At 70.4% G+C, this 26,439-nt stretch carries 3 protein-coding genes; all 3 read right to left on the bottom strand.

What is annotated here, in order from left to right; genetic code table 11:
* Positions 1-53: 53 nt before the first annotated feature.
* The 3 genes from JRI60_RS23850 to JRI60_RS23840 are packed head-to-tail and all read right to left on the bottom strand — an operon-like array spanning position 54 to position 25,863.
* Positions 54-9,842, bottom strand: coding sequence for a non-ribosomal peptide synthetase/type I polyketide synthase (locus JRI60_RS23850; RefSeq protein ID WP_204228189.1), 9,789 nt, complete (start codon positions 9,840-9,842; stop codon positions 54-56).
* A complete protein-coding gene (locus tag JRI60_RS23845; protein ID WP_204228188.1) occupies positions 9,839-13,900 on the bottom strand; it encodes a non-ribosomal peptide synthetase in 4,062 nt (1,353 codons plus the stop codon). The genes JRI60_RS23850 and JRI60_RS23845 overlap by 4 nt, the downstream gene beginning before the upstream one ends.
* Entirely contained in the window at positions 13,897-25,863 is an 11,967-nt protein-coding gene (locus JRI60_RS23840) for a type I polyketide synthase (protein ID WP_204228187.1), read from the bottom strand. Before JRI60_RS23840 ends, JRI60_RS23845 begins: the two co-directional genes overlap by 4 nt.
* Between the last annotated feature and the right edge of the window lie 576 nt (positions 25,864-26,439).

Genomic DNA, 26,439 nt, shown 5'->3' with positions numbered 1-26,439 from the left:
CTGTGCCTCTCTCATCGATTTCGGGGGCAAGGATTCGGACAGGGCGACGGGCACTAGTCCCCACCCATCAGCTTCTCGAGCGACGCGAGCTTCTGGTCGAGCAGCGCTCCCAGCTCGTCTTGAGGGAGCTGCTCGAGCTCCGCCAGCACCGCTCCCGCGGGCTCTTCCTTCCCGGGAGACCGCTCGGGGGCGGAGACGAGGGGCTCCAGGGAGAGCACCTCCGTGGCCAGGTGGTCGACGAGGGATTCGATGCTGGGATGCTCGAACACCAGGGTCGCCGCCAGGGGGCGCTCCACGCCGAGGCTGGACTGGATGCGGTTCCTCAGCTCGACGGCCATGAGCGAGTCCAGACCCGACTCGAACAACCGTTGATTGCCCGGGAGCGGCCTGGACGGGTCCAAGCCCAGCACCTGGGCGACCTGATGATGGATGTAGTCGAGCAACGTCTCCTGCTGCCTGTTGCGCGACAGTCCCTTCAGTCGCTCCACCAGCGTGGGCTCCTTCGCCCTGGGCATCCCCGCTCGCGCCTCGTCGAGCAGCTTCTCCAGGAGCTTCGGCGAGCCCGCGCCATCGAAGCGCTGGACGTACTTCGCCCACTCGACGGGCAGCACCGCCACCTGCGCCGGTCCCGACTCCAGGGCCCGACCGAGCGTCTCCAAGCCCTGCTCCGGTTCGATCCAATCGAACCAGCGCCGCTGCTCCGGCACGCCGAGGGAGGCCGCCATTCCGCCGCCACTCCAGGGTCCCCAGTTGATGCTCACCGCCGGGAGCCCGAGCGCCCGCCGGTGATGCGCGAGCGCATCCATGAACGCGTTCGCCGCGGCGTAGTTGCCCTGTCCCGCCGCGCCCAGCAGCGAGGCCGAGGAGGAGAACAGCACGAAGAAGTCCAGCTCCTTCGTCTGCTCGTGCAGGTTCCAACCGCCCTGCTGCTTGGGTGCGAGCACACGCTCGAAGCGGGACCAGTCCTGCTGCAGCAGCGTGCCGTCCTCCACCACACCGGCGACGTGCATCACGCCGCGCAACGGAGGCCCGCTCCGCGCGACGGTGGCCAGCACCCGCGCGACGTCGTCGGCTCGGGAGACATCGCCCTGAACCAGCTGGATCCGGGCTCCGGCCTCTCGCAGCGACCGCAGCGCTTCCTCCGCCGCGCCGCTGGCCTCCTTGCGCCCCATCAACACGAGGTGCCGCGCCCCGCGCTCGACCATCCACCGGGCCACATGAAGGCCGATGGCACCCAGTCCACCCGTGATCAGGTAGCTCGCATCCTCCCGCATGCGGGAGGCCGAGGAAGACCGCGCGTCCCGACCCGTGCAACGCGCGAGGCGGGCGACATACCGCCGTCCGTTCCGGTAGGCGACCTGCTCGCCGTCCGGCTCATGGAGGAGCTCCTCGAGCAGCGGGGAGATGTCGCTCGAACGCGAGCCGGTATCGAGGTCCAGGAGCGCGCCCCAGAGCTCCGGGTGCTCGAGCGCGAGGGTACGGCCGAGCCCCCACAGCGCCGCGTGATTCAAGGACGGGGGAGACGACTCATGCCCCGTGCGCTGCGTGCCGCGCGTCACCACCCAGAGACGAGGGGGTACCGCGGCTCCACTCTTTCCGAGGGCCTGGACGAGGTGGAGAACGCTCTTGCAGCCAAGGTCCCGACCCTCATCGAGCCCCCAGAGGTTCACGATCCCCCGACAGGGCAGACCGTCCGGTCCCGGTGCATCCTGGAGCATGCGCGCGAAGTCCTCGACGCGCGCCGGGTCGAGGGTGAACGTCCCTCCGGCCCGAGCCTCGTAGGCGGATCCGGGACGGGCCAGCACGCAACGCGCCCCGCGTGCCCGCAGCGCCTCGGCGAGCGAGGCCGCGATACCATCGGAATCGGCGAGCAGCACCCAGGTGCCGCGAAGGGCATTGCCCTCCGGGACGCCGCCGCGTGACCGCTGCTCCCACCGCACCTCGTAGGTCCAGTCACGCCCCGTCCCGAGGATCCGCCGCAGCGCCGAGCGGCTCACCCGTTGGAACCTCAAGCCCTCGACCTCGGCGCACACCGCGCCGGACGCATCGAGGAGGCGCACGTTCCCGGTCAACAGCCCCTCCGACGAGGGCTCCTGGGACTGCATGGAGACGTGGCTCCAGCAAGCCGTGCCCGGCGCGCGCCAGACCTGGATCCGCTTCAGCCCGACAGGCAGGTAGAGCACGTCCTCTTGTGACCGCGTGCCGTCCTCGAGACGCACGGCGCCGCAGACCTGGAGGCATGCATCGAGCAGCGCCGGATGGATCGGAGCGACAGCCGTCTCCGAGGCCAGGCCCTCCGGGAGCTGGATCCATCCCAGTGCTTCTCCACGGCCGAGGCGGACGCGCTCGACACCCTTGAAGCCCGGCCCGTAGGTGATGCCCCGGGCCTGGAAGTGCTCGTAGAGCGTCGCCGCCGGCACCTCCTGGGAGCACCGGGACAGCAGCTCGTCGAGCGATCGCGACTCGGGCGCGACTTCGCCCTGCCGCGCCTTGCGGACCGTACCCGACGTGTGCAGCTTCCAGGGCACCTCCCGCTGAGCGCCAGCCACGTCACCCCGCGCGCTGAAGAGCTGGAAGGCGAGCGCATCACCACCTCGCGGCGTGAGGACGAGCTGGAGGTTCCGCTCCTCGTCACCGTGCAGGACGAGCGCCTCCTGGATGAGCAGGTCTTCCACCGCATGAGGGCCGGCGCCGAAGAGCTCGCCGGCCGCGGCCCGCACCATCTCCATGTAGACGGTGGAGGGCAGCACCGTCGCGCCATGCACCTGGTGATCCTCGAGGAAGGCCAGTGCACCAGTGCTCACCGAGGACTCGAATACCGTCTCCTTGAGGACCGGCGACGAGATGCGCCGTCCCAGCAGGCGATGGGCGCCAGCGCCGGACACGGCGGCGCGCATCTGGCCACGAGGGCGCTCGACCCAGAAGCGCTCACGCTGGAAGGGATAGGTCGGCAGCGGCGTGCGCCGCCTGGCGTAGTGCTTGTCGAAGCCCTCCCAGTCCACCTCCACTCCCCTCACGTACAGCCTCGCCAGGCTCCCCAGCATCTGCTCCCAGTCGTTTCCTCCCTGCTTCAGCGTCCCCACCCACTCCGCCTCCTCCTTCCCCAGGTACCTCTTCCCCACCCCCACCAGCGTCGGCTTCGGCCCCACCTCCACGAATACCCGGTACCCCTTCTCGTACAGCCCCTCGAGCCCCTCCCAGTACCTCACCGGCTCCCTCAGCTGCTTCCTCCAGTACCCCGCCTGGCTCACCTCTCCCCCGCTCGCCGCCCTCCCGCTCACGTTCGTCACCAGCTCCAGCTCCGGCCTCCCCATCCTCACCTTCCCCGCCGCCCTCTCGAACGCCTCCTCCATCGGCCCCATCAGCGGCGAGTGGAACGCGTGCGTCGTCTTCAGCTGCCGGCACTCCACTCCCTGGCCCTTCAGCTTCTCCACCACCTCCTCCACCGCCTCCGCCTTCCCCGCGATGACCGTCTCCTCCGGCCCGTTCACCGCCGCTATCTCCACCCTCCCCTCGTACCCCTTCACCGCCTGCTCCACCTTCTCCTGCCTCGTCAGCACCGCCACCATCCTCCCCGCCTCCGGCAGCTCCTCCATCAACCTTCCCCTCTCCGCCACCAGCTTCAGCCCCTCCTCCAGGCTGAACACCCCCGCCACGCACGCCGCCACGTACTCCCCCAGGCTGTGCCCCATCACCGCCGCCGGCTTCACCCCCCACTCCCTCCACACCTGCGCCAGCGCGTACTCCAGCGCGAACAGCGCCGGCTGCGTCACGCCGCTCTTCTCCAGCAGGTGCCCCTTTCCTCCGTACAGCACCTCCAGCAGCGACTCGCCCAGCACCGGCCTGAGCACCTCGTCGCACTTCTCCAGCACCGCCCGGAATGTCGGCTGCGTCTCGTACAGCTCCCTTCCCATTCCCTCGTGCTGCACTCCCTGTCCCGTGAACAGGAACACCACTTCCGCCGCTCCCGCCTTCGGCGCCTGACCCACCGCGCCCCTCTCCACGCCCCCGCCCCTCGCGTACTCGGCCAGCTCCTTCCGCAACTCCTCCACCGTCCCGCCCACCACCGCCAGCCGGTGCGTGAACCGTCCACGCCCCGCGTTCGCCGTGTAGCAGGCGTCTCCCAGCCCCTCCTGCTCCTTCCCCTCCAGGTGCTGTGCGTACTTCCCCGCCAGCTCCCGCAGGGCCTTCTCGTTCCTCGCCGACAGGCCCAGCACGTGCTTCGGCCGCTCCTTCCCCTCCTTCTTCCGCACCTGCTCCGGCGCCTCCTCCACCACCACGTGCGCGTTCGTGCCGCCAATGCCAAACGAGCTCACTCCGGCCCGGCGAGGCGCCGTCGCTCCGGCCCACTCGGAGAGCTGGGTGTTCACGTAGAAGGGGCTGTGCGCGAAGTCGATCTGCGGGTTGGGGCTCTTGAAGTTCAGGCTGGGAGGCAGGCGCCGGTGCTGCAGGCTCAGGACGGTCTTGATCAGACCCGCGATGCCCGCCGCGACCTCCAGGTGCCCGACGTTCGTCTTCACCGAGCCGATCGGACAGAAGCCGACCGCATCGGTGCTGCCACGGAAGACCTGCTGGAGCGCGGCCATCTCGATCTGATCACCCAGCGGCGTGCCAGTCCCATGGGTCTCGATGTAGCCGAGGCTGGACGGGCTCACGCCCGCCGCGGCCAACGCGGAGGAGATCACCGCCGCCTGGCCATCCTGGCTGGGGGCCGTGTAACCAATCTTCAACGCTCCGTCGTTGTTGACCGCCGAGCCTCGGATCACCGCCCGGATGCAATCGCCATCCGCCAGCGCGTCGGAGAGACGCTTGAGGACCACCACCCCCGCGCCGCTGCCAAAGATGGTTCCCTGGGCGTCCGCGTCGAATGCACGGCAGTGGCCATCCGGTGACAGGATGCCGCCCTGCTCATAGAGGTAGCCGGACTTCTGCGGCAACCGCACGGCCACGCCGCCGGCCAACGCCATGTCGCATTCACGGTTCCGCAGCGCCTGACAGGCCAGGTGGACCGCCACCAGCGAGGACGAGCAGGCCGTCTGGACACTGATGCTGGGTCCCTTCAGGCCAAGCCTGTACGACACATGGGTGGCCAGGTAGTCCTTGTCGTTTCCAATCAGCGTCTGCAGATCGCGGACGGCTCCCTCGCGGCCCACCGTGGAACCGAGGTGGAACAGCAGGTAGTTGCTGATGATGGAGCCGGCATAGACCCCCACCAGCCGCTCGAGTCTCCTCGGGTCGTAGCCCGCGTCCTCGATCGCCTCCCACACGCACTCCATGAAGATGCGGTGCTGCGGATCGGTGAGCCGGGCCTGCTTCGGCATGAGCCCGAAGTGCTCGGCATCGAAGGACTCGACGTCGTCGAGGACGGCGCCCGCCCGGACATAGTTGGGATCGCGCAGCATCGACGGCTCCAGCACCGAGCGCTGCAGCTCCTCGTCGGTGAAGAAGGAGACCGACTCGACGCCCTCACACAGGTTCCGCCAGAACTCCCCGAGGTTGCGCGCGCCTGGGAAGCGGCCGGACATGCCGACGATGGCGATGGGCTCCTGCTTCCCGGGCGACTCGCGCGAGGCCACTTCGCGGGCCTGGTGCGAGCTCGGCGCGACCGGTGCGCTCGGCGCACTCACGGCCTTCGGCGGGGCTTCCTGGCGGAGCGCCACCGTCCCCGCCTCGGCGAGCTTGCCGCTGACGTACTCCGCCAGTGTGCTGACGGTGGTGTACCGGAACATCTGCGCGATCGGCAGCTCGACCCCGAGCCGCTCCCGCAGCTTGCGGTGCACCTGCACGATGTGCACCGAGGTCCCGCCCAGATCGAAGAAGTTGCGGTGGACATCCACCTCGTCCAGGTGGAGCACCTCCTCGAGGATGGCGGCGATGGACCGCTCCACGTCCGAGCCCGGTGCGCGGGCCGTCGTGGGCTCCGGCGTCGTCGAGGGCTCGCTCGGCGCGCGCAACGCGCTCCGATCCACCTTGCCGTTGGACGTCAGTGGCAGCGCGTCCAGCAGGACGAAGGAGGTGGGAACCATGTAGTCCGGCAGCTTCGTGGCCAGGTAGCGCCGCAGCTCCTCCTGAAGCGACGAGGCGGCGGCCTGCACCGCCGGCTTCGCCACGGTCGCGGCGGCGCCGACCCCGCCACCCAGGAAGCTGTGCAGCAGCACGTGCTGCTCGTCCAACGCGAGCTGCTTGCGCAGCGGCTCGAAGTCCAGGCCTCCTATCGGACACAATCCCAGCTCACAGCCCGGCGCCGAGCTCATCAGGAGCTGGGACATGTAGCCAGCCTCGAGCAGGCAGAAGTCCCGCGCGAGCTCTCCATAGAGGGGCTCGATCCCGTTCATCTGCCCGACCAGGAAGAGGGAGAACGCGGCGGTGTCGAAGACGGACCGGTTGCCGGGCGCATGCTGGCTCCGGTCCATGGCCGCATCCGCCGAGAGCAGCACCAGCTCGTGGCGCTTCGGATGGTAGTAGTAGGTCCCTCCCGCGAGCCCTTCGACATGGCCCGGCCTGACGTGCAGGTAGGCCTGCACCGGATAGAGTCCGCCCGCCGAGGCGTACCGGTACTTCGGCAGCAGGGAGTCCTCAAGGGACAGCGCCATCAGGCAGCTCAACAGCTCGCTGAGCCGCTCGAAGGAGACGGGCCCGGAAAGGAACGTCCGATGACTCCGCCGCTCCGTGTACTTCTGGAGCAGGACCTCGCCGGGCTCCGGCTTCTGGAGGGCGATGGACTTCCGGTTGCCGGCGTCCGCCCGCAGACCGGGCCCCTTCAGCTTGAACTCCAGGCGCGCGACGGGATCCGAGATGACGCCCTGGAGCGGCTGCGGCTCATGCGCCTCGGCGAGCTTCTCCCGCGACGGATCCTTCGCGAGGACGTTCGTCGGCAACTGGTCGGGGACGACATAGGCCACCAGGCGCCTGGCCCCTCCCGGCTTCCCCACGGCATTGACCACGGCGCTGCGCACCGCCGGGTGCGTGTCGAGCGCGGCCTCGATCTCTCCGAGCTCGATGCGGTAGCCCTGGACCTTGACCTGGAAGTCTTCCCGGCCGAGGAACTCGATGTTGCCGTCGGGCAGGAATCGGCCCAGGTCTCCGGTCGCGTAGAGGCGCTCGCCGGTCCGCGGGTGGACGACGAAGCGCTCGATGGTCCGGGCCGTGTCGCGGTGATAGCCCAGCGCGAGACCGATACCCCCGATGTACAGCTGCCCCGCGACCCAGTCCGGACAGGGCTCGAGCGCGTCATCCAGCACGTAGAAGCGCTGGTTCACCATCGGCTGGCCGTAGGGGATGCTCCGCCACGAGCGGTCGACCTCGCCGATCCGGTACAGGATCGACCAGATCGACGCCTCGGTGGCTCCACCGAGGCTCACCACCTCGATGGCCCTGCCCAGGGCGCGGATCCGATCGGGCAGCGTGACGGGGATCCAGTCTCCGCTCATCATCACCAGGCGCAGCGTGTCGGGCAGACGCCCACCACTCCCCTCGATGAACTCGATGAGCATCTCCATCAGCGCGGGGACCGAGTTCCAGAGGGTCACCCGCCCCTTCTCCAGCAGCGACAACCAATGGCTGGGATCGCGCAGCGTTCCGGGCTCCGGGATCACGATCGCCCCGCCCGCGGCGAGCGTTCCAAAGATGTCGTAGACCGACAGATCGAAGCTGAGCGACGAGAGCGCGAGCACCCGGTCCCGGGGTCCCACGCCGAACCGCTCGTTCACGTCGATGAGGGTGTTGACCGCTCCCCGATGGTCGATCATCACGCCCTTGGGGCGGCCGGTCGAACCCGAGGTGTAGATGACATAGGCGAGGTCATTGCCCTGAAGCTCCGGCAGCGCGCGCTCCGGCACGTCGAGCCGCTCGTCGCGATCCACCGCGAGCCGTCTCGGCCCCTCGGGCCAGCGCAGCGACGTGTCCAGGTGCGACTGCGTGAGCACCAGCTCCACCCAAGCCTCCTCGATCAGGCCGTGGAGGCGCTCGGTCGGGAGGGACGGATCCAGGGGCAGATAGGCCGCTCCGGCGCGCAGGATGGCGAGCGCGGCGATCACCTGCTCCGGACCCTTCTCGGCGACGATCGCCACGAGGCGTCCCGACCCGGCCCCATGAGCGAGGAGCCACGACGCGATTCGGGCCGAGCGGCGCTCGAGCTCGCCGTACGTCAGGACCCGGTTGCTCGTGATGACCGCAGGCTCCGAGGGCCGCACGGCCGCCTGGCGCAGGAAGAGCGCCTCCATTCGCTCCGAGGGCACGGTCCGCTCGGTGGCGTTGTAGGCCTCCCGGCGCGCGAGCTGCTCGGGCGGAAGCGGCTGCCTGGCGGGCGCGTCCCATGCCGAAGGCTCGTTGGCGAGCCGGCGCAGGAGCCTCCCATACGCCTCGAAGACGGCGTCGATCAGCCCCTTGGGGAAGAGGGCGTCGACGGAATCCCAGCTGTAATAGAGCTCGCCGTTGAGCTCGAAGACCTGGTGGTCGAGCCACACCTGCGGTGTCTGGCTGATGACCTCGACGATCCGCACGCCCTCGGTCAGGTGCAACGAGCGTCCCGTCTCCGAGAGCAGGCTCGTGAACACGTAGGGCATGCCCGTGCCGGTATCCAGGCGATCGACGCGGGCCGCTTCCCGCAGCACCTGCACGCTCGACACGGCCGAGTGCTCCAGGTCCTCGAAGAGCTGTCCCTGGAGCCGGCGCGCGCGCGCGGCGAAGGACTCCGGCCGCGTCCCGTCCATCTCGAGCAGGATGCCCGAGGTGAAGTCGCCGATGATCCGCTCCACGTCCTCGATCAGCGGCAACCGGTTGAAGAGGGTCAGGTTGAGCGTCAGCCGGTTGCTCCGGCTGTAGGCGCGGAGCACCTCGCCGTAGGCCGCGGCCAGCGCCATGGAGGCCGTCACACCCGCGGCCGCCGCGCGCTCCCGGAAGGCGCGCCAGGAGGCCTGATCCAGCCCTCCCTTCCGGCGCGTGAAGCGGCGCGGTCCCTTCACGTCCGCGTCGGCGGCGAGCGGTAGCTCGGGAGGACCGGGAAGGGTCTCGAGGCGGCCCCGCCAGTATTCGAGCGAGCGCTGATACGCCTTCGAGCCCGGGTCGCGGCGCCTCGCGGCGGCGACGAAGTACTCACGGAAGGTGTGCTTCAGCGGAGCGAGCTCCGCCTCCGGATTCTGGTAGAGCGCGGCGCACTGCTCGATGAGGAGCTGGACGCTGAAGGCATCGGCCACGAGCAGATCGAGGCTGATGTGGAGGTGGACCCGCCCGCTGGGGAGCCGGGACGCGCGCACCTCGAACAGGGGGAAGCGATCGGCCGGAAGCACCTGGTGCGAGAGCTCGGCGCGGATCGCCTTCAGGTGGGCCTCGACCTCTTCGGCTCGAGCCCCGCGGAGATCATAGGAGGTGATGGAGAACGGCGGCACCGACGCCAGCACCACCTGCTCGCCGGTCGGGAGCACCACCATGCGCAGCATGTCGTGGTGAGCGATGAGGCGCCGGAGGACGTGCTCGAGCCGCTCGAGCTCGAGCGTGTCGAAGGCGAGTTCCAGGTAGCTGTGCGCCGCGACGCCGCCCGAGTCGAAGGCATCCTGCCGACCCACCCAGTAGGCGTTCTGGATGTCGGTGAGCGGAAAGGGCGCGAAGCGCGCGTCGTCCGCTGGCGCGGCCGGCGTGGCCAGCTCACTCGCGGCGGCCTTGACCTCCGCCACACGGTTCGAGGCACGCAGGTGCTCCAGGAGCTGCGCCTTGCGCTCCCTCAAAGCCGAGCGCACCTCGTCGGTGAGGAGTCCGGGCGGAGCACGGAACCGCAGCGCGTCTCCCTCGACCCAGAGCTCGATACCCTTCTGTTGGAGCTCGACGACGAATTCGGATGTGCTCACAGCGAGCCCTCTTCCCAAGCAATGGAGCCGCCCACGAGGCAGTGGAGGTACGCGTGCGCCTCCTCCAACCGGAACGCGGCGCGGATGTCGTCGAAGCGCAGCTCTCCGACCTGGCACAGTCCGAGCTCGTTCTCGGCGGCGCGCATCTCCAGGAGTTGCGACATCAGCCCCGCCTCGAGCAGCGCGAAGTCCCGCCATTTCTCCCCGTAGAGAGGCTCGATCGCCCGGCGATCGCAGATGAGGAAGAGCGAGAAGGCCGAGCCCTCGAACATGGGCCGGTTGCCCGGCGTGTGGAGGTTCGGATCGAGCGCGCCGGAGCCGGAGAGCCGCACGAGCGTGTGGCGCGCGGGATCGTGGTAGTAGGCGCCCGCCTCGAGGCCCCGGACCCGGCCGGGGGCGATGTGAAGGTAGGCCTGGACCCCGTAGGAGCCTCCGGCCGAGCCGTACTGGTACTTGAACTTCCCGTCGAGCTCGAGGGGCCGCAGGCACGAGAGCAGACGACCCAGGGCCCGCGCCTCGAGCGGCTCGGAGGAGAAGGTCCGGTGGCTGGCGCGCTCGAGATGACGCCGCCGGTACTTCTCGTCATCGGGGAAGGTGGCCATCGGCACCTGCTCGGCGCCTTCGTCGAAGCGGCGAATGCCGTGGCGGTCGCGCTTCCAGGCCTCGCGCTGCGCGAGGTCGAGGATCAGACCCTGCTCACCGCTCGCCTTGTCGCCTTCACGTGCGGCTTCCGCCGGCTGGCGCTCGACGTAGTAGGCGGCGATCTCCGCGGCGCTCCGGAGCGTGAGGAACTCGGCCATCCGTGGCCGGCTTCCGAACGCCTGCTCCAGCAGCGTCGCGAGCTTGATCAACTCCACCGACGTGGCCCCCAGCTGGAGCAGCGCATCCTCCGGCTCGACCCTGGGGCGCTTGAGGACCTCGGCGACGAGCCGGGTGACCTTCGCGAGGACCTCCCCTCCCCTCCCCTCCGTGAGACCCGCGGTGCGCGAGGCCTGCACCGCGGGCTCGGGCAGGGCCTTGCGATCGACCTTGCCGTTCGCCGATTGCGGCAGCGCCTCCAGGCGGACGAAGACGGAGGGCACCATGTACTGGGGCAGCGTCGTGCCCAGGAAGGAGCGCAGCGCCTCGTCCGAGGGCATGGCCTGCCCCTCGGCCGGGACGACGTAGGCGACGAGCCTCCTGGAAGTGCGCTCGCCGGGAGCCGCGACCACCGCCTCGCGAATCGCTGGATTCCGCAGGAGCGCCGCTTCGATCTCCCCGAGCTCGATGCGATGCCCGGCGATCTTGACCTGGAAATCCTTCCGGCCGAGGAACTCGATGTCCCCGCTGGGAAGGAAGCGGCCCAGGTCACCCGTGCGGTAGAGGCGCTCGCCGGTGCGCGGGTGCGTGAAGAAGCGCGCGCGGGTCGTCTCCTCATCACGGAAGTAGCCCCGGGCCAGCCCGACGCCACCGATGTAGAGCTCGCCGGGCACATGCTCCGGGCGCGGCGACAGCGCCTCGTCGAGCACGTGGAAGCGCTGGTTCAGCATCGGACGGCCGTAGAGAATGCTGCGCGCCGAGGGCTCGACCTCGCCGATGGGATGCAGGATCGACCAGATCGATCCCTCCGTCGCGCCTCCGAGGCTGATGACCCGGACATCGCGCGACAGGCGCCGGATGCGATCCGGGAGGGTGACGGGGATCCAATCGCCGCTCATCATCACGAGGCGCAGGGAGTCCGGGAGGCGCTCACCGCGGGCCTCGACCAGGTCCACGAGCATCTCCATCAACGTCGGGACCGAGTTCCAGATCGTCACGCGCTGCTCGCGGAGCAGTTGCAGCCAGCGCGCGGGATCCCTCGCGGCCTCGGACTGGGGCAGGACGACCGCCGCGCCGGAGGCGAGGCTCCCGAAGATGTCGTAGACCGAGAGGTCGAAGCCGAGCGATGAGAGGCCGAAGACGCGATCTTCCGGGCCCACTCCGAAGCGCTGGTTGATGTCGATGATCGTGTTCGCCGCGGCGCGGTGCTCGATCATCACCCCCTTGGGGCGGCCGGTCGAGCCCGACGTGTAGATGCAATACGCGAGGTCCGACGCGGCGCGCGTCGGCAGACGCCGAGGCGCTTCACCCATGACATCGCCGACGGTCGCGACACGGACTCCCTCGGGCCAGGTGAGCCGCTCCTCAAGAGCGGACTCGGTCACGACCACCTCGACCCGGCCCTCCTCGATCAGGAGCCGGCGGCGCTCGTCCGGGAGCGCCGGATCGATCGGGAGGTAGGCGGCACCCGCGAGGTGGATCGCCGTCACCGCGACGACCTGCCTCCACCCCTTCTCCAGAACGACGCCGATCAACGCTTCGGGCCGCGCACCGAGCTCGACGAGCCGCGCCGCCAGCGATCCGGCACGACCGAGGAGCTCCGAGTAGCTCATCGTCCGCCCCGCATCCACGACAGCCATGCGCTCGGGTCCCCGCTCCGCCTGGGTGAGGAAGAGCCGGTCGAGGCGCGTCTCGGGGATGGGCGCCGCGGTGGCGTTGTACTTCTCGCGCCGCGCGAGCTGCGCGGCGGGCAGTCTCACCACGGAGCGTTCCGCCCAGAGCGCTCCGTCGTCGGCGAGCCGGCCGAGCAGCTCCCCGTAGGCCGCGAAGGCATCCTCGAGGAGTCCCTCGGGGAAGAGTCCCTCCGGGCTGTCCCAGGAGTAACAGAGCGCGCCGTCGTCCTCGCGGACCTGGTGATCGAGCCACACCTGCGGCGTCTGGGTGATGGCGTGGACCGTCTCGCCCAGCCAATCGAAGGGAGATCCGCCTGCCGCATTGCCGGGGCGATGCCCGAGGAGGCTCGTGAAGACGATCGGCATGAGCACCCCGAGCCCCTCCCGCCGCCGCGCGCGCTCGCGCATCACGCGCACCCCGCTGACGTGGAGGTGCTCGAGATCCTGGGCGAGCTGATCGCGAAGACGCACGGCGCGGGCGGTGAAGCTCTCTCCGCGTCCGTCGACCTCGAGCAGCACGTTGGTGGTGAAGTCACCCACGACCCTGTCGATGTCGGGGTGGATGGGCAGGCGCCGGAAGAGCGTGATGTTGAGGCTGAAGCGCGGGTTCTCGCTCCAGGCCGCGAGCACCTCGGAGAACGCGGTGCAGACGAGGCCGGAGCGGGTGAGCCCCGCCTCGGCGGCCCGCTCCTTCAGGCGGGTCCACCGCGCCGCATCCAGGCGGCCGCTCAGACGCCGGAACGAGGGGCGCACCAGGCGCTCGGGCGAGGTGGCGAGCGGCAACACCGGCGCCTCCGGCAGCTCCGCGAGGCGCGCGTTCCAGTAGGCCTCCGAGATCCGGAAGGCATCCGAGTTCCGGGCGGCGATCTCCGCGAGCACATGGTCCCGGAAGGAGACCGGCACCGGCGTGAGGCTCCGCTCTGGAGCGGTGTAGAGCTGGCGCCACTCCTCGAGGAGCGCGAGCACGGCGGAGGCATCGACCGTGATGGCGTCGATGTCGAAGTGGATGCGCGTCCGTCCGCCATCGAGCAGCGTCGCGCGCAGGTCGAAGGTCGGCCACTGTCCCAGGGGCGTGGACCGGTTCGAGAGCTCCTGACGGATCTCCGCGAGCTTCTGCTCGACGGTGGCGGAGGCCTGCCCGCGCAGATCCAGCACGGGCATGGAGAAGGCCGGCACGCTCTCCAGGACGCGCTGCTCTCCCGTCGGGAGCACCACCGAGCGCAACATCGCGTGCTGCTCGATGAGGCGCTGCCACGCCCGCGACAGTCGCCCGACGTCCAGATCGCGGCCGTCGATCTCGTGGTACAGGTGGCAGGAGATTCCTCCGATTCCGAAGTCGGTGCCCCGCCCGACCACGTACGCCTCCTGGATGTCGGTCAGGGGGAAGGGCTCGTACTGCCGCGTGGAGGGAGAAGCCGCATCCCGCCGCCGGAGCAGCTCGATCAACTCCGCCTTGTGGGCAGCGATGAGCTTCTGGAACTCCGGAGTGAGGACGTTGCGCGCGGCGCGAACCCGGAGGTGATCGTCCTCGACCTTGAGTTCCACACCGATACGGGTCAGCTCAGCGATGAGTTCGGTGGCGTTCAAAATCGGAATTCCTCCATCTGATCGTTGGGAGCGGGTTCCGGCTGCAGTTCTTCGACCCGCGCGAGGACGAGCTCCACGAGCTCATCGAAACTCAGACCGCTCAGCAGTTTGGCGGCCGAAACAGAGAGACCGAGTGTCAGCTCCAGCCTCGCCTTGAGCTTCATGCTCATGAGGGAGTCGAAGCCGAAGCGGACGAGTGGGAGCCGGCCGTCGGCCAGATCCTGGGAGAGACCCAGGAGCGTGACGACCTCGCGCCGGAGGAAGGCATCGATCTGCCCGCGGCGCTCCTCGGGAGCCAGGCGGGCCAGCTCCTGGAGGTCGGGCGCGGCGACGGGTACCTTCGGCGGGGGGGCCTCCACCTGCGAGCGAAGGAACTCGGCCAACAGGGAGGCCTGATCCACCGCGGGGGACGTCCGCCGCCACCGCTTCCAGTCGATCCGGGCGATGCCCACGTGCGCCGCGGCCGTCCCGCGCAGGAGGCGCCCGAGGATGGCCACGCCCTCGTCGGGCGCGAGGCTCTCGATGCCCAGGGCCGCGAGGCGCTCACCCCGATCGGATCGGGCCGCCGCCAGGCCCACCTCGGCCCAGGGGCCCCAGGCGAGCGATTGCGCGGGCAGTCCTCGTGCCCGCCGCTCGGAGGCCAGCGCGTCCAGGAAGGCGTTCGCGGCGCTGTAGTTGGCCTGCCCTTCCCCGCCGATCAGCGCGGCGATCGACGAGAACATCACGAAGAAGTCGAGCGGATCGCCGCGCGTCTCCTGATCCAGGTGCAGGGCACCCGCCACCTTCGGCCGGAGGACGCGCTCGATACGCTCGCGCTCCTGGCGGACCAGCAACGCATCATCGAGCAGGCCCGCCGCATGAAGGACGCCACGCAACGGGGGCATGTCCGCGCGAAGCTCCGAGAGGGCACGCGCGAGCGCTTCCCGAGCTCCCACGTCCACCTGGAGCACGCGCACCCTGACGCCCTGGGCCTCGAGGGCGCGCAGCTCGGCCCCAGCCTCCTCGGAGGGCGCGCTCCGGCCGAGGAGGGCGAGGTGCCGCGCCCCCTCGTTCGCGAGCCATCGCGCACAGCGGAGACCCAGCCCACCGAGACCGCCGGTGATCAAGTAGGTGCCGTCGGCCGAGACCGGCACGGGACCGGGCTCCGGGATCGCGTCGAGCGACAAGAGCCTCTGCGCCAGCCGCGCTCCTCCACGCCAGGCGACCCGCTCCTCACCATCCGAGGAGAGCAGCTCCCGCGCCAGGGCGAGCACCCCATCCGCGGCCGGATCCGGATCCAGATCGACGAGGGCGCAGCGGAGCTCGGGGTGCTCGTGACGGACCGTGGCCCCGAGTCCCCAGAGTGGCGCCTGGGCGAGTGACAGGGGCCGAGGGCTCTCGTCCGTCGCCTGCGCTCCCCGGGTGACCAGCCAGAGCCGCGGCGGAGTGCCACGCTCCATCCGCGCGACGGCCTGAACGACCCGGACCGCTCCGACCAACGCCTCCGTGGCGGCCTGGGACTCCATTCCTGGCAGCGCGGCTCCCGCGTCGAGCGCCGCGAGGTACACCACGCCCCGACAGGTTCCCGAGGCGAGGGCCTCCTCCACCCGGCGATGGAAGGCCTGCTCGGACTCCGTCGGCTCCGGCGCGGCGATCGTGCGGCAGACCTGGTTCTCTCCTCCGAGCCGCGTGGCCAGCGCGTCGCCGAGCCCTCCGCGATCGGAGAGGATCAACCACGAGCCCTGCTCCCGTGCCGTCGCAGCCACCGGAGGCACCGGCCGCCAGCGCACCTGGAACAACTTCTCGCCGAGCCCGCGCACGCCATCGCGCTCGAAGGCCTCGCGAGGGGCTCGCTTGACGAGCAGTCCCTCGATCCACGCGATCGTCCTGCCGTCCTCCTCGATGAGACGGAAGTCGGCGGTCAGCGTCTCGCCGTCACGACCGCCCTCGGGCCTCAACACCGCATGCGCCCAGAGCTTGCCGCGAGGCTGCTCCAGGAAGCACACCGCGTCGATCCCCACGGGGATGTAGGGCACGCCATCGTCCCGCCCGATCCCCGGAATCGCGCGAAGGACATGGAAGATGGAGTCGATCAACCCGGGGTGGAGCGGTGCGCTCGGGTGTTGATCCTCGGGCTCGGGGGCACGCATCCGGCCCAGTGCCTCACCCTCCCCCTGCCAGAACTGCTCGACCCACCGGAAGCGCCGCCCGAGCGAGATACCGTCGGCGTCCATGGCCTCGTAGAACCGCGAGGCATCGAGCTCCCGCGTACAGCGGGCGCGCAGCTCCCCGAGAGGTGCCGACGCGGGCGCCGCGACCCGCGGCTCCGAAGGCAGCAGCCGCCCCTCCGCGTGAAGCACCCACTCCGAGTCACCCTCCAGGCTCTGGATGCGGAGTGGCGCGCGGCCACCCTGCTCCGGGCCCACCACCACCGAGACCGGACACTCGCTCCCCTCCTTCAACACGAGCGGGCGCGGGAAGACGATGTCCGCCAGACGCACCGGGGCGGTGCCTCGGAGCTCCCGGACGGCCGAGAGCGCCATGGCGACATGTCCGGCGCCAGCGACCACCAGCGCGCCGTGGAGCAGGTGCTCGCGCAGGAAGGGCATCCGCTCGGCGGACAACTCCGCCTCGAACAGGGTCTCGGCCAGCGGAGAACGCAGCCGGCGCCCATGCAGCGCGACATCGCTCCGCGCCGCGAGCACCGGGCGGGTCGACGCGGGGTTCGAGACCCAGTAACGCTCCTTCCGCCACGGATAGGGCGGCAGGGGCACCAGCTGTCCACCCTCCGGGTAGAGGCGGCTCCACTCGGCGGACACACCCGCGACGAACAGCCCGCCCAGCAGGGCCCGCAGGGTCTGGCGCTCGGATTCGCCCCGCCGCAACGTCGACAGCACCGTCGCGCTCTTCCCCGCGTGCTGGAAGCACTGCTGGACCGGGCGCGCCAGGACGGCGTTGGGGCCGATCTCCACGAAGAGCGAATACCCCTCACCGGCGAGCGTGGAGATCGCGGGCGCGAAGCGCACCGGCTGACGGAGATTCCGGGCCCAGTAGGCGCCATCGAAGTCCCCCGCCTCCGCGCGGCGGCCCGAGACCGAGGAGAAGATCGGGAGCGCCGCGGGCCTCGGGCGAAGAGCGCCGAGCGTCCGCCGGAACTCCTCGAGGTAGGGCTCGACCGCGGGACTGTGCGAGGCGTAGTCCAGGCCGAGCCGGCGGCAGGAGACACCGCGTGCCACGAGCGCGTCGAGGACCTCGTCCATCGCACCTGCCTCGCCCGACAGGAGCGTGGAGCCCGGGCTGTTGATGGCCGCGACCGACAGCCGATCGCCATGGTTCGCGATCGCCGCGAGGGCCTCCTCCTCGGAGAGCTCGACGGCGCTCATCGCGCCCCGGCCAGCGATGGCGTGGAGGATGCGGCTGCGCTCGACGGTGATGCGCATCGCCTCCTCCAGCGACAGGACCCCCGCCGCGTGCGCCGCGGCGACCTCGCCGATGCTGGAACCGAGGACCGCATCGGGCTCGATCCCCCAGGAGCGCAAGAGCGCCACGAGTGCCGACTGGAGGGCGAAGTGCGCGGGCTGGGAGATGTGGGCCTGGTCGAAGCGGGGACTCTCCCGCTGGAGCTCCTCGATGACCGACCAGCCAGAGAGGCCCTTCAGCACCTCATCCGCGGCCCGCAGGGCGTCGCGGAAGACGGGCTCCTCGGCGAGGAGGGCGCGGCCGGTGCCGGGCCACTGGCCCCCCTGGCCCGTGAACAGGAAGACGACCCGCGGCGCCGCGCCAGCAAGCGCGTACCCGACCTGCGCGTCGGGGTGGGCCCTTCCGCGGAGGAAGGCATCCATCGCCTCCACCGCACCGCTTCGGGAACGAGCCACCACGGCGAGCCGATGCTCATGGTGGCTCCGACGACAGCTCGCCGAGTAACACAAGTCGTGCAGCGTCGCGTCGTCACTTCCGTCCGCACCCGACAACCGGGCCGAGAAGCGCTGGGCCATCTCGCGCAGCGACTCGGGCGCACGGGCGGAGAGGACGAGCAGCTCGGGACGCTCCACGGTGCTCGGGGAGCCCGAGCGGCGCGCGTCCGAGGGAGCCTCCTCGAGGATGATGTGCGCGTTCGTCCCGCTGAAGCCGAAGGAGCTGACGCCGGCGATCCGGCGTCCTCCGGAGGGAACGGTCCACGGCCGGTGCTCGGAGATCACCTCGACCGGCAGCTCGTCCCAGGGAATGTGCGGGCTCGGCTCCTTGAAGTGGAGGCTTCGGGGCAGCTCGCGGTGCCGCAGGGCGAGGATCGCCTTGATCAGGCTGGCGACACCCGCCGCGCCCTCCAGGTGCCCGATGTTGGTCTTGACCGAGCCAATCCCGAGAGGCGTCGAGCGCGGACGTCCCCGGCCGAGGACGGCGGCGAGCGCCTGCACCTCGATCGGATCGCCGAGCGACGTCCCCGTCCCGTGGGCCTCGACATAGCCGACCTCGAGGGGTGCGACGCCCGCCTGCCGGAGCGCGCTCTCGATCACCCGCTCTTGCGCGGGGCGGCTCGGGGCCGTGAGACCATTCGAGCGGCCATCCTGGTTGACGGCCGACCCGCGCACCACGCAGAGGATCGGGTCCCCGTCGGCGACCGCATCCGAGAGGCGCTTGAGGACCACGACACCCGCGCCCTCACCTCGCACGTAGCCGTTGGCGGAGCTGTCGAAGGCCTTGCAGGCACCATCCGGCGAAAGCGCTTTCAGCTTGGAGAAATAGACCGTCATCCGGGGCGAGAGCAGCAGGTTCGAGCCCCCGACGAGCGCCAGGTCGCACTCGCCATCGCGCAGGCTCTGGCAGGCCAGGTGCGTGGCGACCAGCGACGAGGAGCAGGCCGTGTCGACGGCGAAGGTCGGGCCCTCCAGGCCGAGCGCATAGGCGATGCGCCCCGCCGCCACGCTCAGCACGCCGCCGGAGCCCGAGTAGGCGTTGATGCCGCTCGGATCCTGGGCATTGAGCTCGAGCAGGGCGTAGTCGCTCAGGCAGATCCCGAGGAACACCCCGGTGGGGCTGCCCTTCAGCCGATCCACCGCCATGCCCGCGCTCTCCAGCGCCTCCCAGCTCAGCTCGAGCAGGATCCGCTGCTGCGGATCCATCGACCGGGCCTCCGCCCCCGAGATGCCGAAGAACGAGGCGTCGAAGAGATCCACCTCGTCGAGGAAGCCACCGTGCCGCGAGTACATCTTCCCCGGCGTCTCGGGATCCGGGTCGTACCAGGTGTCGAGATCCCAGCGCTCCTTGGGGACCTCGCGCACCGCGTTCACGCCGCCCGCGAGCAGCTTCCAGAAGTCCTCCGGGTCTCGGACGCCACCGGGCAGCCGGCACGACATGCCCACCACCGCGATCGGCTCCGGACCACTCGTGCTCGCCGCCCGGGCCCTGACCTGGCGTGGTGCCGGTACGGACACCTCTTCCTTCGCCGGGACGAGATCGCGCCCGAGGAGCTCGAGGAGCAACTCGAGTGTCGGGTGATCGAAGAGCAACGTGGCGGGGAGCGGCCGACCGAGGCTCGTCGAGAGGCTGTTGCGGAGCTGCAACGCCATGAGCGAGTCGAGACCCAGCTCCTGCAGCGGACGCCGCGGGTCGATGACGGACGAAGGCGGCAGACCGAGCACGGCGATCGCCTGGGACTGGAGATGCGAGAGCAGGCGGGCCCGGGCCTCGCGGGGCGAAGCACCGGCGAGCATACCGGCCAGTGCGCCACCGGACGGCTCCGGACGGGGCTCCTCGGAACGGCGAGCGGCCAGCGCCTCGAAGAAGGGCGCGAGCGTCTCCCGCGCCCCGTTCTCCGCGGCTCCGGCCACCACCACCTGCGTGAGATCGGCGCGGAGGATTCCTTCCAGCGCCGAGAGGCCGGCACTCGGAGCGAGAAGGCCGAGTCCGAAGACGGACCACGCCTTGCCCGCCTCGGGCGCGAGACGCGCCGCCATGCCCACCTCGGCCCAGGGGCCCCAGTTGATGGTCGTGGCCGTCAGGCCCCGCGCACGCCGCTGGTGGGCCAGGAGGTCGAGGAAGGCATTGGCGGCCGCGTAGCTGGTCTGCCCCGAGGTACCGAAGACCGCGCTGATCGACGAGAAGAGGACGAAGAAGTCGAGGCGATCCTCGAGCGTCTCGCGATGGAGGTTCAACGCCCCCTGGATCTTCGGCGCGAGGACGCGGGCCATCCGCTCCCCGTCCTGGCGGACCAGGAGCCCATCGTCGAGCACACCGGCCGCGTGCATGACACCGCGCAGGGGCGGCATCGAGGCGCGGATCTCCCCGAGCACTCTCGCGAGCTCCTCACGCACCGCCACGTCACCCCGCGCGACGACGATCGTGGCTCCAGTGGCCCGCAGCGCCTCCAACAGCTCCCGCGCGCGAGGTCCCGGCTCGCTCCGGCCCATCAGGACCAGGTGGCGTGCTCCCCGCTCGACCATCCACCGCGCGGTCTCGAGCCCGAGGCCACCCAACCCACCGGTGACGAGGTACGTCGCCTCGCCCCCCAACGGAAGGGGCCGCACCGCCGGGGGCAGCTTCGTGCGCGAGAGGCGCGCCACGAGGCGCCGTCCCGCGCGGAAGGCCACGCGCTCCTCGTCTCCCGACGCCGCGAGCTCGGCCGCGAGCCGTGCCGCGTCCTCCAGCGCTCCCGACGGATCCAGGTCGATCCGCAGACAGCGCAGCTCGGGATGCTCCAGGGCAATCACGTGACCGAGACCCCAGAGTGGAGCCTGATCGACGGAGAGTGGCCCGTCATCGGCCCCGGTCGCCTGGGCTCCACGCGTCACCAGGACGAGGCGGGGCGCCGCCGCGTCACGGCGGGTGACCAACTGCTGGACGAGCCCGACGCCCGCCTCGAGTGCCTCGAGCGGTGCGCCGGCATCGACGCCTCGAAGGTCGACGATCCCCGCGCGGGCCCGCTTCGCGGCGTCGAGAGCATCGAGACGTACGAGGACATCCCGCGCGCTCGCCCCCGGATCGAGCAGCTCCGCGTGGCCTCCGAGGGACTCGATCTGTCCGGCGAGCCGGGCGGCGAGACCCCCGCGATCCGCGAGGAGGAGCCAGGTGGAGGACTCCGCCTGGAGTGACGGGGAGATGGGCCGGGGTTGCCACTCCACCCGGAGGAGCAGCGACGGAGCAGCCGCGTCGCGGCGCAGGATCGCCTCTCGCGGCGCCCGGCGGATCGCCAGCCCGGAGACCTCGGCCACGACGAGACCCGACTCGTCGAGCAGGCGCAGGTCCACGGTCGAGGCTTCGTCGACCCCGCCCGAGCCGCTGCGGAGCACCAGGTGGCAGAAGCGCGGCTGGCGCTGCTCGCCCAGGAGCGTGAAGCGGCCGATCCCAATGGGCACGAAGGCGAGGCCCTCGATGGACGCGAACCCGGAGACCGCGCCGAGCACCTGGAAGCACGAGTCGATGAGTCCTGGATGGAGCCGGTAGTCACCCGCCCCATCGCTCGGCTCCGACATGCGCAGCCGGCCGAAGGCCTCTCGCTTCCCCTGCCAGACCGCCTCGAGCCAGCGGAACTGCCGCCCCAGCTCGAGCCCCTGCCGGTCGATGCCCTCGTAGAACCGCTCGATGGACGCGATCGGCTGACATCGAGCCTCGAGCTCGGCGAGCACCTCGCGCTCGGGAACGGGCTCCCCCGCCCCACCGCGCTCGAGCCGTCCCGTCGCGTGCACGGTCCAACGCGGAGCACCGTCGTCTCCCTGGCCGGTCCGGCTCGACAGCCGGAAGGCGCCGCTGGCCGCGATGGACACCTGAACGAGGCGCTCCTCCGTGTCCTCGAGAGCGATGGACTGCAGGAACAGCACGTCCTGGACGGAGCAGCGGTCGCCGCCCCAGAGCTGCCCGGCGGCATCGAGCAGCATGCCGACCATGCTGGCGCCAGCGACGACCACCGTGCCGTAGAGCCGGTGATCGCTGAGCAGTTGCAGTCGATCGCCGCGGAGAACGGCCTCGAAGACGGTCTCCCCCGGAGGTGCGTCCACACGACGGCCCAGCAGGGGGTGGGCGCGGACGGGCGCGGGCCCCGGGGTGGCGTCGAACCAGTAGCGCTGTCGCTGCCAGGGATAGGACGGCAGCTCCACCACGCGGCCGCCGTCCGGGAAGACACCCTTCCACGAGAGCTCGCGCCCCAGGGTGTGGAGCGCGCCCAGGGCCCCGAGCAACGAGGCCCGCGGCGGCCGGTCGCGGCGAGCGGAGAACATCGCCGCGGTGCCCTCGAGCCCCGACGCGTCGAGGATCCGGCTCAGCGGCTGCAACAGGACGGGGTGCGGAGCGATCTCGACGAAGGCGCGGTAGCCGTCGGCGAGCATCGCCTCGACTGCGGGCACGAACAGGACGCGCTGCCGGACGTTGGCCCGCCAGTGAGCCGCATCGAAGTCCGAGGCCGAGGCCAGCTTCCCGCTCACGGTCGAATAGAGGGGGATCACCGGCGGCTTCGGCGCGAGCTGCTGGAGGCAGGCGTCGAGTTCCTCCAGGTACGGGTCCATCTGCGGGCCGTGGAAGGCGTAGTCGACGTTCAACAGGCGAACGCGAACACCCCGCCCCGTGAGGAGGTCCCGCAGCGACTCCAACGCCTGAACCGGACCGGAGACCACCACGTCCCTTGGACCGTTGACCGCGGCGATCGCGAGCTGGTCCCCGTAGGGCTCGAGGACGGGCACCAGTTGCTCGAGCGGCGCCTCGATCGTGGCCATGCCCCCAAGTCCGGCCGCGCGCCCCATGAGGCGGCTGCGGCTCACGACCAGGGCGACGGCATCCTCGAGAGAGAGGATCCCCGCGATGTGAGCAGCGCTGATCTCACCGACGCTGTGGCCCACCACGGCGTCGGGACGGACGCCCCACGTGCCCCAGAGCGCGGCGAGCGACACCTGGAAGGCGAACAGGAGCGGCTGCTCCACCTCGGTCCGCGGCGGGCGGGAGCCCTCTCGCACGGACTCGAGAGCGTCGAAGAGGGACACGCCGGTCCGGGCACGGAACACCTGCGCACAGCGCTCGAAGGACTCCCGGAAGCGTGGCTCCTCCTCGAGCAACCGGACGCTCTCCCCGAGCGGGAAGGACCCCTGTCCCGAGAACACGAAGCCGATGCGCGGGGCCTCACCGGGGCGCACCCTGCCGTGGGCCTGGTTGCGCTGGAGTGCCTCGCCGCGGGCGAACGCCTCGAGCCCCTCCGCGAGCGAGGGCCCCGTCTCCGCGGCCAACGCGAGCCGGTGCTCGTGGTGGTTGCGCCGGGCCCCCGCCGTGTAACAGAGGTCGGTGAGCGAAAGCCCGGGCTCGCGGCGGATCCGGGCGGCGGTGCGGCCAGCCTGCTCCCGAAGAGCCTGCTCCGTCTTCGCCGAGAGGACGAACAGCTCGGCCCGGCTCCCAGCGGAAGGTGCCACCCCCGTCCCCGGAAAGACGTGCTCCCAACGGACCGCGCCACCAGCACCGGCCAGCGTGGTGAGCGCCCGCTGGAGCGCGTCGCGAGACGGCTCGCCGCGCCGCATGCTGGCGACGAGCGAGGCCCGCCCCGGAAGGACCTCGAGGTTCTCCTGGACCGAGGGCGCGTGGATGGGGTGCGGGTTGACGTCGAGGAAGAGCTCGTACCCGCCCTCGACCAGGGTCCTCACGGCCGAGGAGAAGCGCACCGGCTCGCGGAAGTTGTCGGCCCAGTAGGCCGGACCGAGCGACAGACCGTCGACGAAGGAACCCGTGACCGTCGACACCATCGGCACGTGGCCCGGCATGGGCCGCAGCGCCGGACAGCTCTGGAGGAAGAGCGGCTTGAGCGGCTCGACATGCGGGATGTGAGCGTAGAAATCGATCTCCGCCGTGCGAGCGAAGATCCCCGCCGCCGCCAACCGCGAGGTGAACTCCTGGAGCGCCGCGGAATCGCCACCGATCCCCGTGGAACGGGGTCCGTTCTCGGAGGCGATCGCGATCCGCCCCTCGTAGGGCGCGATGCGCTCCGCCACCTCGGCGCCGGGCAACCCGACCACGGCCATTCCGGCGCCGCCGGAGACGCTCCGCTGCACCTGGATGTAGTGGTGGGCGAGCGCGAAGACCTCGTCGAGGGTGAGGATTCCCGCCACCTGCGCCGCCGCCCACTCGCCGACGCTGTAGCCGATGACCGCGCTCGGCTCGATGCCCCAGTGGCGCCACAAGGCCGCGAGGGAGATCTGGAACGCGAGGACGACCGGCAGCTGCACCTCGCCCCGGTCGAAGCGGGCGTGGGCGCGGGGTGCGAGCAGGGCGTCGACGAGCGACCAGCCACCGAGTGGCCGGAAGGCGGCGTCACAGGCCTCGAAGCGAGCGCGGAAGACGGGCTCGGAGCCCAGCAACTCCCGCCCCATTCCCCACCACGCCGAGCCAGCGCCAGCGAACAGGAAGGCGATCTTTGGACGGCCCGGCACCGGGACAGCGTGCGCATCGAGCGGCGGCGCGGCGCTCCCGCGCGGCCCGGAGCGATACTCCTCGACGACGACATGGCAGTTGGTGCCACCGAAGCCGAAGGAGCTGATGCCGGCCGTCGCGGGCTCCTCCTCGACGGGCCACGAGGAGAGCCGGGTCTGCATGCGCAGGCGAAGCGCGTCGAAGGCGATGTGCGGGTTCGGCTGCTCGAAGTGCAGGCTCGGCGGGAGCTTCTGATTCCGGATCGCGAGCGCAACCTTGATGACGCTGGCGATACCCGCGGCGGCCTCGAGGTGCCCGATGTTGGTCTTCACCGAGCCCACGTGGAGTGGCCGCTCGGGCGCCCGCTCCGCACCGAGGATCGCGCCGAGCGCGCCCGCCTCGATCGGATCTCCGAGGGGCGTTCCCGTGCCGTGCAGTTCGACGTACTGCACCCGGGCGGGGTCGATGCCCGCGGAGGCGTAGGCGTCGCGAAGGAGCCGCTCCTGGGCCTTGGGATTCGGAGCGGTGAGGCCGTTGCTGGCGCCGTCGTTGTTCACCGCGCTGCCGCGGATGACACAATAGATGGAGTCGCCGTCGGCGAGGGCGCGGGAGAGCGGCTTGAGCACGACGACGCCGCCGCCCTCACCTCTCCCATAGCCATTCGCCCGCGCGTCGAACGTCTTGCACCGCCCGTCGGGCGCGAGGGCGCCGAAGGCCGAGACGGCCATGAAGGTACGGGGGGAGAGGTTGAGCTGGATTCCGCCGACCAGTGCCAGGGTCGACTCGCCGGCCCGGAGGCTGCGGCACGCCTCGTGGATGGCGACGAGCGACGAGGAGCACGCCGTATCGATCGCCAGGCTGGGCCCCTCGAGGCCCAACGCGTAGGAGATCCGGTTGGCGGCGATACTCCCGGCATGTCCGGTGCAGGTGTGGAGCGTGGGCGACGCCCCCTGGAGCGTCTGGAGATCGGCGTAGTCCCGCCAGACCAGGCCGGTGAACACGCCCGTCCGGGAGCCGCGCAGCGTCCGGGGCGCGATCCCCGCGTCCTCGAGCGCCTCCCACGACAGCTCGAGCATCAAGCGCTGCTGGGGATCGAGCTGTCCGGCCTCTCGGGGCGAAATCCCGAAGAAGTTCGGATCGAAACGATCGACGGAGTCGAGGAAGGCACCGTTGCGCGTGACGATCCTTCCCGGGGCCCCAGGAGTCGGATCGTAATAGAGATTCGCGTCCCAACGATCGCGTGGCACTTCCGTCACGCAATCGAGCCCCGCCTGAAGCACATGCCAGAAGGCCTCGGCATCGGGTGCTTTCGGGAAGCGGCAGGCCAGACCGACGAGCGCGATCGGCTCGGACTCGTCCGCGACGAGCTCGGACTTCGACGCGGTGGTGGCAATCCTCGCCGCATCCGTCTGGGTGAGATGGCTGGAGAGTCCTTCAATGGTCGGATGCTCCCAGATCAACGTGGGCGAGAGCGGCCGGCCGAGCCTCTGTGAGAGCCCGGCGATCAACTTCATCGCGATGACGGAGTCGACGCCCAGATTGAAGAAGGGCTCGGTGGGCACCACCGCGCGAGTCTCGAGGCCGACGAGCGAGGCAATCTGCCCCATGAGCCATTCGCGCAGCTCACCGGCACCGCGTGCACCCTCGACAACGCCCTGTCCTGTTGGTGTCTGACTTGTCTGCATCTGACCCTGAGAGACACGAAAATTTTGCGTGTGTTTCGGCGTGCTGGAGCAATGGCCATACAACCGCCAGTGCGCGCGCAGTCGCTGGCGGATGACTCAGAAGACTGTCTGCTTGAGCAGGAGTCGCGGCCCGACAGGCGGGATCCATTGGATGGCAATGGCTTTCGCGCGGATCGCCAAGCCCGCCCCCACTCAGCTGTACGATTCACTACGTAATGTAATTCCCAACCGGAATCCAGTGTGGAAACAGTCCTACACGCAATCACGGCCAGAACTGACAAACCAGTTAGAAGCGCTCATTCTTGCATTCGACATGCAGAGAAACGGGACGCCATTTTCCGAGAAAGTGAACGAGAACGCATGCGCCCAGTCGTGACTGGCGGCCCGGGGCTCGGGAGGACGCGTTCATTTCTCTTTATTTGTTTGACGGTTCAATGACCCATGACAGCCGAGGAGAGACCAGTCCTCGTGCCACGACGGGTGACTCGGCGGAACCCC

The organism is Archangium violaceum, from assembly GCF_016887565.1.
Lineage (GTDB): Bacteria > Myxococcota > Myxococcia > Myxococcales > Myxococcaceae > Archangium > Archangium violaceum_B.
The sequence above is the reverse complement of the archived record's forward strand: the minus strand, read 5'-3'. Positions and strand labels throughout refer to the sequence as shown.

Excerpts from the sequence above, each read along its gene's own strand:
- JRI60_RS23840 (WP_204228187.1), bottom strand. The coding sequence starts at position 25,863 with ATGGGGCAGATTGCCTCGCTCGTCGGCCTCGAGACTCGCGCGGTGGTG.